9 protein-coding genes are annotated in these 12083 nt (G+C 72.4%); 3 read left to right on the forward strand and 6 right to left on the reverse strand.

All coding sequences use genetic code 11. From position 1 onward, the window contains the following. Positions 1-3670: HAD-IC family P-type ATPase (locus ACJ73U_RS20655; RefSeq protein WP_407779301.1), on the forward strand; the 3670-nt coding region annotated here is incomplete at its 5' end. Between the two features lie 137 nt (positions 3671-3807). Here the strand turns inward: ACJ73U_RS20655 and ACJ73U_RS20660 are convergent. The 3 genes from ACJ73U_RS20660 to boxC are packed head-to-tail and all read right to left on the reverse strand — an operon-like array spanning position 3808 to position 8422. Continuing rightward, positions 3808-5385, reverse strand: a complete 1578-nt coding sequence (locus ACJ73U_RS20660; protein WP_407779302.1) for a benzoate-CoA ligase family protein — start codon at positions 5383-5385, stop codon at positions 3808-3810. Between the two features lie 23 nt (positions 5386-5408). Then, positions 5409-6830, reverse strand: a complete 1422-nt coding sequence (boxB, locus tag ACJ73U_RS20665; protein ID WP_407779303.1) for a benzoyl-CoA 2,3-epoxidase subunit BoxB — start codon at positions 6828-6830, stop codon at positions 5409-5411. Continuing rightward, a complete protein-coding gene (gene boxC, locus ACJ73U_RS20670) occupies positions 6827-8422 on the reverse strand; it encodes a 2,3-epoxybenzoyl-CoA dihydrolase (protein WP_407779304.1) in 1596 nt (531 codons plus the stop codon). The genes boxB and boxC overlap by 4 nt, the downstream gene beginning before the upstream one ends. A 78-nt stretch (positions 8423-8500) precedes the next feature. Here boxC and ACJ73U_RS20675 point away from each other — a divergent pair, with 78 nt between their 5' ends. Beyond that, the gene (locus ACJ73U_RS20675) at positions 8501-8947 is read left to right on the forward strand and encodes an FxsA family protein (RefSeq protein ID WP_407779305.1); all 447 of its coding nucleotides are present in this window, start codon (positions 8501-8503) and stop codon (positions 8945-8947) included. A gap of 15 nt (positions 8948-8962) precedes the next feature. Here ACJ73U_RS20675 and ACJ73U_RS20680 read toward each other — a convergent pair whose 3' ends face one another. Together ACJ73U_RS20680 and ACJ73U_RS20685 are read right to left on the reverse strand one after the other, a co-directional pair. After that, a complete protein-coding gene (locus ACJ73U_RS20680) occupies positions 8963-9118 on the reverse strand; it encodes a hypothetical protein (RefSeq protein WP_407779306.1) in 156 nt (51 codons plus the stop codon). Between the two features lie 287 nt (positions 9119-9405). Continuing rightward, entirely contained in the window at positions 9406-10236 is an 831-nt protein-coding gene (locus ACJ73U_RS20685; protein ID WP_407779307.1) for a helix-turn-helix domain-containing protein, read from the reverse strand. 19 nt (positions 10237-10255) lie between these two features. Here ACJ73U_RS20685 and ACJ73U_RS20690 point away from each other — a divergent pair, with 19 nt between their 5' ends. Beyond that, positions 10256-10726, forward strand: a complete 471-nt coding sequence (locus ACJ73U_RS20690; RefSeq protein WP_407779308.1) for a VOC family protein — start codon at positions 10256-10258, stop codon at positions 10724-10726. Positions 10727-10741: 15 nt separating this feature from the next. Here the strand turns inward: ACJ73U_RS20690 and ACJ73U_RS20695 are convergent. Continuing rightward, positions 10742-12083: M20/M25/M40 family metallo-hydrolase (locus ACJ73U_RS20695; protein ID WP_407779309.1), on the reverse strand; the 1342-nt coding region annotated here is incomplete at its 5' end.

The raw sequence follows: 12083 nt of genomic DNA on the forward strand, positions 1-12083 counted from the left end.
GCAGCTCGGCCGGGTCATGGCGCGCCGGGGCGTCCTCGTCATGGACCGCGCGGTGCTGCGCCGGCTCGACCTCGTGGACGTGCTCGTCGTCGACACCGCGGCCCTCGCCGCCGGACGCTGGCAGCTCACCGACCTGAGGCCGGTGGCCGACGCCGACCCGAGCACGCTCGCGACCAGGGCGTTCGAGCTGTTCGACCCCGACGAACCGACGGCAGAACACACCCGAGACGGCTGGCGACTCGCACCAACCAACCACCCGAGCACAGACGAACCCAGCACCCTCACACCGCCCCACCCCGACCAGCCAGCGACCGAACACACACGGCACACCCGGCGACTCACACCAACCAACGACCCCAGCACGGACGAACCCAGCACCACCCCACCCCGCCCCGACCAACCGGCCGCCGAACACACACAGGGCGGCCGGCCGCCGAACGACGAACCCGACACCCTCACACCTCCCAACACCAACCAACCGACGGCCGGCCACACCCAGGACGGGCAACCACTCGCGCCAGGCAACGAACCCGCCGCGCTCACACCGTCCGACCCCAACCAACCGACGGCCGGCCACACCCAGGACGGGCGACCGCCCGCACCAACCGACGAACCCGGCATTCTCGGCCTGTTCGAGGGCGACCAGCTCCGCGCGCACGTCACCGTCGGGCAGGAGACGGCGACCGCGCTCGACGCGCTCGGCACGGCGGCGGCGCGGGCGGGGCTGCGGCTGGTCGAGCACGCCGAGGGGAACGCGTCGGCGACGGTCCGGTCGCTGCAGGCCGACGGGCACGTGGTGATGCTGGTGTCGGCCGACCGGCGGGCGCTGGGCGCGGCGGACTGCGGCGTCGGCATGCACGGCGGCGACGCCGCCCCGCCCTGGGGTGCGCACCTGATCGTCGAGGCCGACCTCGACGCCGTGGCGATGGTGATCGCGGCCGCGCACACCGCGCGGCTGGTCAACCGGGACAGCACCAGGCTCGCCGTGGCCGCCAGCGGCATCGGCGCGGTCAACGCCCTCAACACGCCGGTCACCGCGCGGGTCAGCGCTGCCGGTCGCGGCATGCGTGCGGTCAACACGGGCGCTGCGCTGGCGTTCGCCGGCGGCACCTGGCGTGCCTCGAAGCTCGAGGGGACGACCGCCGCCGCGCCGCGGGCACGGTCCGGCGTGCCGTGGCACCTCATGCCGACCCGCATCGTCCTGGACCGGCTCGGGTCCGGGGCGGACGGCCTGTCCGCCGACGAGGCGCGGCGCCGCCGGCCCGACACCGGACGCGGCGACGGCGCCGGCGACGCCAGCTTCGCCAAGGCGTTCCTCGCCGAGCTGGCCAACCCGCTGACCCCGGTGCTGGCCGGTGGCGCGGCACTGTCCGCGGCGGTCGGCTCACCCGTCGACGCCGTGCTGGTCGGCGCGATCGTCTCGGTGTCGGCACTGGTCGGCGGCGTCCAGCAGACCCGGACCGAGCGGGCGCTCGCGAAGCTGCTGAGGCGGTCGGCCGTCCGCGCCACGGTCCGCCGGGACGGGCGGGAACGCGAGGTCACCGCGGACGAGCTGGTGGTCGGCGACGTCGTGGTGCTGAACGCGGGCGACGTGGTGCCGGCGGACTGCCGGCTGCTCGACGGCGCCGGAACCGAGGTGGACGAGTCCTCGCTGACCGGCGAGTCGCTGCCCGTCGGCAAGGACCCCGCGCCGGTGGTGGCCGCGGACCTCGCGGACCGGACGTCGATGCTCTACGAGGGCACCACGATCTCCAGCGGCACCGCGACCGCCGTGGTCGTGGCGGTCGGGGACGAGACGGAGGTCGGTCGCGGCATGGCCGCCGCCCGCGCGGCCGCTCCGACGACCGGCGTGGAGGCCCGTCTCGCGGAGCTGACCCGCAAGAGCCTGCCGCTCGCGCTCGGCTCCGCCGCGGCCGTCGCCGGCGCCGGGCTGCTGCACCGGGTGCCGCTGCGCGAGACGATGGGCGCCGCGGTCAACCTGGCCGTCGCGTCCGTGCCGGAGGGGCTGCCGTTCCTGGTCAACGCGGCGCAGCTGGCGGCCGCGCGACGGCTCGCGGAGCACAACGCGCTGGTCCGCAACCCGCGCACGATCGAGGCGCTCGGCCGCGTCGACGTGCTGTGCTTCGACAAGACCGGCACGCTCACCGAGGGCAGGCTGAGCGTCGACCAGGTGGACGACTGCTCCGCCACGGCCTCGGTCGACGAGCTGGCGGCGAGCCACCGCCGGGTGTTGGCCGCGGCGGTGCGCGCCACCCCGGGCGCCGACCGCCCCGAGGAGATGAGCCACCAGACCGACCGCGCCGTGGTCGAGGGCGCGCGACGGGCGGACGTGACCGAGGAGTGGGAGCCGGCCGGCGAGGTGCCGTTCGACCCGTCGCGGGGCTACCACGCGGCCGCCGGCACGGCCGGCGAGCGGGTGCTGCTGAGCGTGAAGGGCGCCCCGGAGGTCGTGCTGCCGCGGTGCGCCGGGCTCGACGGGGACGCGCGGCGGCGGCTCGAGGAGCGGTACGAGGCGCTCGCCGCCGCCGGGCACCGGGTGCTGGCCGTGGCGGAACGCGAGCTGTCCTCGGCGGACGCCGAGGTCGGCGACGACATGGTGCGGGACCTGTCGCTGCTGGGGTTCGTCGCCCTGGCCGACCCCGTGCGGGAGAGCGCACCGCCGGCCGCGGCCAAGCTGCGGGAGGCCGGGGTGCGGATCGTCATGATCACCGGCGACCACCCGGCGACGGGCCAGGCGGTGGCCGGCCGGGTCAACGGCGGGGGCGAGCTGACCGTGCTGACCGGCGCCGAGATCACCGACCTCGACGACGACAGGCTGGCCGAGGTGCTGCCGGTGGTCGACGTCATCGCCCGCTGCAGCCCGGCGCAGAAGGTCCGGGTCATCGAGGCGTACCAACGGCTCGGCAGGGTCGTGGCGATGACCGGCGACGGCGCGAACGACGCCCCGGCCATCCGCCTGGCCGACGTCGGCATCGCGCTGGGCAGGCGTGGCACTCCCGCCGCACGGGCGGCCGCGGACCTGGTGGTAACCGACGACCGGCTGGAGACGATCATCGCCGCGCTCATCGAGGGCAGGGCGATGTGGGCGTCGGTGCGCGAGGCGCTGGGCATCCTGCTGGGCGGCAACTTCGGCGAGATCGCGTTCACCGTGCTGGCGTCCGCCATCACCGGCCGGTCGCCCCTGTCCGCGCGGCAGCTGCTGCTCGTCAACCTGCTCACCGACCTGGCGCCCGCGCTGGCGATCGCGTTGAGCAGGCCGGACCGCCAGTCGGTCGCGGACCTGCTGCGGGAGGGCCCAAGCGCGTCGCTGGGCAGGGCGCTGACGCGGGACATGACGACCCGCGCGGTCACGACCACGCTCGGCGCGAGCGCGGCGTGGACCGCGGCCAGGTTCACCGGCCGGGCACGCAGGGCGTCCACCGTCGCGCTCGCCGCGCTCGTCGGCACCCAGCTGGCGCAGACGCTGTCCGCGGGCGGCGGCGACCGGACCGTGCTCGCCGCCGGGCTCGGCTCGGCGGCGCTGCTGGCGGCGATCATCCAGACGCCGGGGCTGAGCCAGTTCTTCGGCTGCACCCCGCTCGGTCCCGTCGGGTGGGCCATCGCGCTCGGCTGTGCGGGCGCGGCGGGGCTGGCCGGCGGTGTCGTGGGCCGGGTGCTCGGCGGCCAGTGACACGATTAGTCGAACTCGCGGGTCTGGAGTGTCGAACTCGCGGGTCCGGAGTGTTGGACACGCGGGTCCGGAGTGTTGGACACGCGGGTCCGGAGGGTTGGACACGCGGGCGTCCACCAGCGGCGTTCCGTCGAGCGTCAGGTGAGTACTGTTTCCTCTGGGGTTGTGGGACGCGTGATCAGTTCCTCCGCCACCAGTTCGCGGAGCACGTTTCTGCGGATCTTGCCCGTCGCCGTCTTGGGCAGCTCCCCCATCCCCACCACCGCGCGCGGCCGCTTGTACGCCGCCAGGCCCGCACGGCACCACCGCACGAGCGCCGCCGCGTCGAGCGTGTGACCCGGGGCCGCGACCACGCAGGCGACCGGCTTGTCCAGACCGTCCGTGTCGCGGCCGGCGACCACCGCCGCCTCCGCCACGTCCGGGTGCTCCAGCAGCCGCTCCTCCACCTCGGTCGGCGACACCCAGATGCCGCCCGCCTTCAGCATGTCGTTCGAACGGCCGAGGCAGGTGTACGTGCCGTCCTCGTTGCGCACGTACGTGTCGCCCGTGCGCAGCCACTCGCCCTGGAACACCGCGCGGGTGGTCTCCGTGCGGCACCAGTACCCCGTGGCCACCGAGGGACCCGACAGGAACAGGTCGCCCGGCACGCCGGACGCGGTGATCGGCGCGCCCGTCTCGTCCCGCAGCTCCACGCGGTAGCCGTCGACGGGCACGCCGGACGAGCCGGGGCGTGCCGCGCCGGGGCGGTTCGACAGGAAGATGTGCAGGGCCTCCGTCGAGCCGAGACCGTCCAGGACCTCCACGCCGAACCGTTCCCGGAACCGGGAGAACAGCACGGGCGGCAGCGGCTCGCCGGCCGAGACGCCCTGGCGCACCGAGGCGAACGTGTCGTCGGGGATGTCCGAGTTGAGCAGTGCGGAGTAGAACGTCGGCACGCCGAAGAACAGGGTCGGCCGGGTGGCCCGCACCCGCTCGGCGACCACCGCGGGAGTCGGGCGGGCACGCTCCAGAACCGTCGTGGCGCCGGCGGAAAGGGGGAAGAAGGCCGAGTTCCCCAGGCCGTAGGCGAAGAACAGCTTCGGGACCGAGAGCGTGCGGTCACCGGGTTCGACGCCGAGCACGCCCCTGCCGTACAGCTCGGCGACGTCCCGGACGCTGCCGTGGCGGTGCATGGCGCCCTTCGGCTTGCCGGTCGTGCCCGAGGTGTACAGCCAGAACGCGGGCGAGTCCGGCCAGGTCGGATACGGCTCGTCGAGTGAGCCGTGGGCGTGCAGCCGCGACCAGGGCGTGCCGGGCAGGTCGGTCTCGCCGTCGGTGAGCACGTGGGTGACCTCGGGCGCGGAGGCCAGCGCGACTCCCGCGGCGCCGTCGAACTCGGTGGACACGCACAGGACGCGGGCGCGGGAGTCGGCGAGCACCGCGGCCAGCTCGGCCCCGGTGACCATCGTGGACACGGGAACGGGCACGGCACCCAGGTACATGGCGCCGAGGATGCCGGTCAGCAGCTCCACTCCGTCGGCCATGCAGAGCATGACCCGCTCCTCCGGGCGCACCCCGAGCGCGCGGAACCCGGCGGCCACCCGCCGGGCCTCGGCGGCGAGCTCCCGGTAGGTCAGGGAGCCGCCCGCGCAGAGGACGGCCGTGCGGTCGCCGTGGCCCTCCCGCACGTGCCGGTCGAGTAAGTAGTCGGTGGCGTTGAACGTGGTGGGAGTCATCGTTGACCGCCTCGGTTCGGGGCTCAGGCGAGGTAGACGTACTCGTAGTCGAAGGGCTTGCCGTTGATGCCGTTGCGTGGCGGCGCGACCCAGCTCGCGATCCTGCCGCGTTCGTACACCGGGCGCATCATCGATCGCACGAAAGTGAGGTCTTCGCCGGTAGGCAGCCACCTGTGCTTGGCGGCCTGCCAGGTCCGCTCGTCCACGACCGTGCCGTCCGGCGTGACGTGGACGTCCGCGCTGACCCCGACCGACCGGTTGAACCCCGGATGCGGCAACGCGAAGCGGTAGTCGATCTCCGCCGACTCGAGGATCCGGTTCCAGCGCTTGATCCCGGTCTCGCAGTCGGCCATGTACTCCCCGCGCAGGTCCAGGTTCAGCGCGAGCAGTGCCGGTATCTCCTCCCTCTCCCACGTGCCCTGCCGCGTCGGACGTTCCAGGAACACCCCGTGCTCGGTCAGTTTGTGGTCGTCCCTGCGCCGTGTCTCCTGCCAGCGCCCCTTCAGCCCCGCGGTGAAGTAGTTGGCGGCGTTCGTCGAGGTCTCACCGCCGAACAGGTCGAGTGAGACGGTGTAGTGGAAGTTGATGTACTTCTGGATGATGTCCAGCGAGATGCCGCCGCGCGGGCCGATGTCGAGGGTGTCGTGCTCGCGGATCAGCTCGGCGCTGCGCTCCACCACGCGGTCGACGCCGGTGGTGCCGACGAACATGTGGTGCGCCTCCTCCTTGAGCATGAACTCGCAGGTGCGCGACAGCGGGTCGAACGCGGACTCCTTCAGCGTGCCGAGCTGGTACTTCCCGTCGCGGTCGGTGAAGTAGGTGAACATGAAGAACGCCAGCCAGTCGGCGGTCTCCTCGTTGAACGCGCCCAGGATGCGTGGCGAGTCCGGGCTGCCGGAGTTCCGCAGCAGCAGGGCCTCGGCCTCCTCCCGCCCCTCCTTGCCGAAGTAGGCGTGCAGCAGGTAGACCATCGCCCACAGGTGACGGCCCTCCTCCACGTTGACCTGGAACAGGTTCCGCAGGTCGTAGAGCGAGGGCGCGGTGAGGCCCAACAGCTTCTGCTGCTCGACCGACGCGGGTTCGGTGTCGCCCTGGATGACGATCAGGCGCTGCAGGTCCGGGCGGTACTCCCCCGGCACCTGCTGCCAGGCCGGCTCGCCCATGTGCTCGCCGAAGGCGATGCGGCGGTCGGGGTCGCGCTCGGCGAGGAAGATGCCCCAGCGGTAGTCGGGCACGTTGACGTGGTCGAAGTGCGCCCAGCCCTCCCGGCCGACGCTGACCGCGGTCCGCAGGTAGACGCCCTGGGTCTCCAGCGTCGGGCCCATCTCCGCCCACCAGTTCATGAACTTCGGCTGCCAGCCCTCGAGCGCGCGCTGGAGCCGCCGGTCCGAGGACAGGTCGACGTTGTTCGGGATCTTGTCCTCGTAGTTGATGGAACCGCTCATACCCGTTTCCTGTCGAAGACCGCCTTCTGACCGGTGCCGTACCTGCGGAGCGCGCCTTGTTCGCCGGCGGCGTTGGGACGGACGAAGACCCAGTTCTGCCAGGCGGAGAGGCGGCCGAAGATCTTGGTCTCGATGGTCTCCGGGCCGACGAACCGGTGGTTGGCCTCCATGCCGGTGCACGCGTCCGGGGACAGTGCCGTGCGGCCCTCGGTGACGATGCGGATCTCGTCGTCCCAGTCGATGTCGTCGAGGACGTCGGTGACCAGGCCCAGCGCGGACACCTCGGCCGGTCCCAGTGCGGTGCCCACCTCCTTGCGTGCCGCCGCCAGCGCCTCGGGGTCGCGGTAGAACCTGGACTCCAGGCGGGACAGGTCGTTGCCCATGGGGTAGCGACCGAAGTTCGCCTCGGTCAGCGTGATCGTGCCCGCGACGCCGTTCTCCTGGTCGTCGAGGAGGTACTGGCGGTCACAGGCGAAGGCCAGTTCGGCGAGCGGACCGGCGAAGCAGGAGCCCGGCTCGACGAGTGCGATCAGGCTGCGGCTGGTGACGTCGAGGCGCTTGAGGACCCGCTTGTAGTAGTGGGTGATCTCGTTGGCGAGCCAGTGGTCCTCGGCCAGGACGGGCTCGTGCGCGAGCACCACGTCCGGGTCGCCCTCGGTCCTGACCAGCCAGGTGCCCAGCTCGGGCTCGTTGGTGCGCAGGTCCAGGATGACGTCGTCCAGCTCGCGGGTCATGGCCAGTGGCCAGAACTCGGCGCCCTGGTCGAGGGTGCCCGGCTCGTCGGGTGCGTGGACGGTGATGGTGGCGGTGTGCTGGTCCCTGGCCACCGTGACGTACCGGTCGCGGCGCAGCGGGGTCAACTCGATGCCTTGTGCGTCCGCAGGGCGGTTCGAGCGCCGCGCCAGCTCCTTCGCGCGCCCGGTGACGGTGTCGGTGAACTTGCGCGGCGGCGCCAGCTCGTCGACCAGCTTCCAGTCGACCGCGGTGTGGCCCTTCACCCCGTCGGCGCGGGTCGCGAAGACGTCGGCGAGGTCCTTGCGGGTGCCGCGCTTGTCGACCACCCGGGTGAGGCCGCCGGTGCCGGGCAGCACGCCGAGCAGCGGGACCTCGGGCAGCGCGACGGTCGAGGAGTTGTCGTCGACCAGGATGATGTGGTCGCAGGCCAGCGCCAGCTCGTAGCCGCCGCCCGCGCACGACCCGTTGACCGCGGCGAGGTAGGTCTGGCCGGAGTGCGCGGTGGCGTCCTCCATGCCGTTGCGGGTCTCATTGGTGAACTTGCAGAAGTTGACCTTCCACGCGTGGCTCGCCGCGGCCAGCATGCGGATGTTGGCGCCGGCACAGAAGACCTTGTCCCTGCCGCTGGTGACGACCACCGTGCGGACGCCGGGGTGCTCGAAGCGGAGGCGTTGGGTGGCGTCGTAGAGCTCGATGTCGACGCCGAGGTCGTAGGAGTTGAGCTTCAGCTCGTAGCCGGGCATGAGGCCGCCCTGCTCGTCGACGTCGAGGATGAGCCAGGCGACCTCGCCGTCGATACGCAACCGCCAGTGCCGGTACCTGCCGGGATGTGTCTCGAACGACACCATGTGATCCATTCTCGACACCTGGTTGCGCGGTCGTCAACCTTCTGTAGACGATTGGCACCATTCGGCGGTGTCACACGTTGACCCGGCATGCCTGTCTTCGCGCTGCTGCTCCTCGCCGTGGTCGCCGAGCTCGCCGTGATCATCGCGGTGGGCCAGGCGATCGGCGCCCTCACGACGATCCTGCTGCTGGTCGCCGTGTCCGTGCTGGGGGTGTCGCTGCTGCGCCGGCAGGGCATGCGCACGCTCACGACCCTGACCGACGCGGCCCGCAACCGCCGCGACCCGAGCCCGGCGGTGACCGACGGCGTACTGCTCGCGGTAGCCGCGGCACTGGTCGTGTTCCCGGGGTTCCTGAGCGACATCGCCGCATTGTTCCTGCTGTTCCCCCCGACCCGCGGCCTCGTCCGGCGCCGCCTGCTCCGCCGCGCCGCCACCCGGCGCCGCGGCTACGCGGTGGTGGACGGCGAGGTGGTGGACGACGACGAGGTCACGAACCCGGAGGTCATCGTCATCGACTCCCGCCGGGAGGACTGAGGTTCTCGTCGACGCCTACACCGACAGTTCGTCGCGGGTCGTCGTCGAGACGTCAACGCCGTGGTCATCGAAGTCGGCGACCAACCGGAGCCGTCCGCCCAGGGCCATGACGTACCGGCTCAGGGTGTCCACCTCCATCTGGCCGATGTCACCACCTTCGAGCTGGCTCACGCGCGGCTGGCTCACCCTCGCTACACCCTGCCGAGGCCGGCCGCAGTTCCTTCATGTGGTGAAAAGCCGAACCCTTGATGTAGTCGACCAGTGGGCGCCCCAGCGTGGGGCCACGCACCGAGAGCATGTCGATGGCTTGTTCGATCAGGTCCGCTGTCTCACGATCTCCCTGGCCAGCCGCAGGAACCAGGCCTCACACTTCGGCGTGCAGCTCGATGGTCCATGTGGTCATAAGGCCAACATTATATGAGTGGTGGTGCCAGCGATCGCAGCGGGTACTGACGTGGTTACGCTCCGATGGGAACCGGTTCGCCGCGCTGGCAGGCCTCGGCGTAGGCGGCGGGGGTCATCCCGACCGCGCGGGTGAAGTCGCGGATGAAGTGGGGTTGGTCGAAGTAGCCGAGGTCCGCCGCCACCTCGGCCCAGGTGCCGCCGGTGCCCTCCGCCAGGCGGGCGGCGGCCTCGTGCAGGCGGTACCGCCGCAGTACCCACTTCGGGCTCACGCCGACGTACCGCTGGAACAGCCGCTGCAACGTCCTCGGGCTCATGCCGAACCGGGCGCAGACCTCGTCCACCCGGCGGATCGTGCGGTTGGACAGCAGCGCGTGCACGATGCGGCCGACCTCCTCGGCCTCCGGCGAGTGCGGCGGCCAGTGGGCACGCAGGTGCCCCTCGGCCACCGCCACCAGGGCGTCCAGGTCGGGCGCGGCCGCCAGGTCGGCGGCGAACCGGTCGGTGTTCCACAGGGTGCTCAGCGGGCGGGTCTGGTCGGTCAGCGCCGAGACCGGGCCGCGCAGGAACGGGTAGAAGCCGCCCGGGCGGAACTTCACGCCGAAGACCTGGCCCCGGCCCTCCCGCACGTACGTGAACCGCTCGGTGCCCACGCCCGCGATGGCGACCATGCCGCGGTCGAAGACCAGGTTCACGCACGGGTGCGGCAGCAGCGTGACCGGGTCGCGGCGGCCCGGCGGCAGGTCCCACGACACGAGCCAGTGCCGCTCGACCAGCGGCGCCAGGTCGGGTGACGCCGGGACGCGGGCGAGCCGCACGGGCGGGCCGGCGAGGATGCCGTACTCGCTCGTGGTCTGTCGCGTTCGTACAAGCCCGCCGTCGGTCATGGCGCCAAGGATGACGCACATGACCGACAATCCCAGTCCCGCGCTCACCACCTTCTTCACCGCCAACGACGCCGCCGCGGCCATCGACTTCTACACCGAGGTGTTCGGCGCCGAGGTGTTCGGCGCCGAGCTGGTCGCCAGGTTCGACGGTCCGGACGGGAAGGTCGCGCACGCCGAGCTGCGCCTCGGCGGCGCGCCGTTCCAGCTCGGGGAGGCCGCCCCGGACATGGGCATCGTCGCACCTCGCAGCGAGGGCAACGACTTCACCATGACCTACTGGACCGCCGACCCGGACGGGCTGTTCGACCGCGCCGTCGCCGCCGGCGCCACGGCTGTGTCGCCGGTCGACGACGCGTTCTCGGGCGACCGCCTCGGCGTCATCCGCGACCCGGCGGGCATCCGCTGGTGCCTGGCCCGGCACGACCGGGACGTCCCGCCGGAGGAGATCGCCGCGGCCGCCGAGAGGTGGATGGCCGAGCAGGGCGCCTGACCCGGGTCCCGGGGGTCAGCTCTGCGGGGTCGGGTAGGCCACCGGGCCGCGGTGGCCCGCCCGGTCGTACGCGCGGACGCCGAAGAACACGTTGTCCTTCGACAGGTCGATGGTCGCGGTGGTGACGTCGCCGACGCGGCGCACGTTCGTCCATTCCGGGGCCGTGGTCTCGCGCCACACGACCTCGTAGCCGGCCAGGTCCGGTTCCGTACCGCGTTGCCACACCAGCTCGGTGTCGTTGGTCAGCACGCTCGTCCGCACGTGGACGCCCTTCGGGGTGCCCGGCGCCGTCGCGAGGCTCCACAGCGTGGCGGCGTTCACCCTTGCCACGCGGGCGATGTACGGGAAGTCGCAGAACTGCGGCAGGTCGCCGAACTGCTGGCCGTTCTCCACGCGGACGTCCTGGTGCTGGTGCGCGAAGTTCTCGTTCGGCTCGGTGAAGCGGGCCGCCGGGTAGGCCTGCTCCAGGAAGCCGATGTGGTCGCCGCCGCGCAGGTAGCGGTCGCGGCGGTAGATGATCCGCACGTTCATGTCCGTCTCGGGGTTGACCGCCACCTCGCGGACGAACCGGGCCAGCTGGCGGGCCGGCGAGTCGTTCTCACCGCCGACCGAGAGCCGGATCGCCGCCTCCGCCGGGGTCTCCGCGGTCGGGACGCCCTCGGCGAACAGGCGGACCGTGTGCGCGTCGACCGTGCCGTCGTCGGCGCGGCTGCTGCCCACGATGTCGTTGGTGAACATGGCCTGCACGTCCACGCCCGCGGCCTTGTACTCCGCGGCCATGTGCCGCGCGCCGTACAGGCCCTGCTCCTCGGCCGCGACCGCGGCGAACACGATCGTGGCCTCGGGTGCCCGCGTTGCCATGACACGGGCCAGCTCCATCGCCACCGCGACACCGGACGCGTCGTCGTCCGCGCCCGGCGCGTCGGCGGTCGCGTTCATGACGTCGCTGACACGGGAGTCGTAGTGCCCCGTCACCACGTAGACCCGTTCCGGCGTCGCGGATCCACGCAGCGTCGCCCGCACGTTGGTGATCCTCGTCGGCACCGGGATCCGGTCGGCGGGCGGCTGGATGTAGGACTGCAGGTCGACGGTCATCCGGCCGCCGGACCTCGCGGCGTACCCCGACATCTCCGCGAAGATCCAGTCCCGGGCGGCGCCGATGCCCCGGTTCGGGTCGTCCTGTGTGGACAGTGTGTGCCTGGTCCCGAACGAGACCAGCTTGCGCACGGTCGCCTCGATGCGCTTCGGGTCCACCTCGCGGAGGATGGCCCGCAACTCCCGGTCCGGCCGCTGCGACAGCGGGGGCCTGCCGGTGCCCTCCGCCGCCGCGTCAGCCGGTACCCCCGCAAGCGCGGCA

The sequence above is a fragment of the Actinophytocola sp. genome (assembly GCF_045807065.1).
Taxonomy (GTDB): domain Bacteria; phylum Actinomycetota; class Actinomycetes; order Mycobacteriales; family Pseudonocardiaceae; genus Actinophytocola.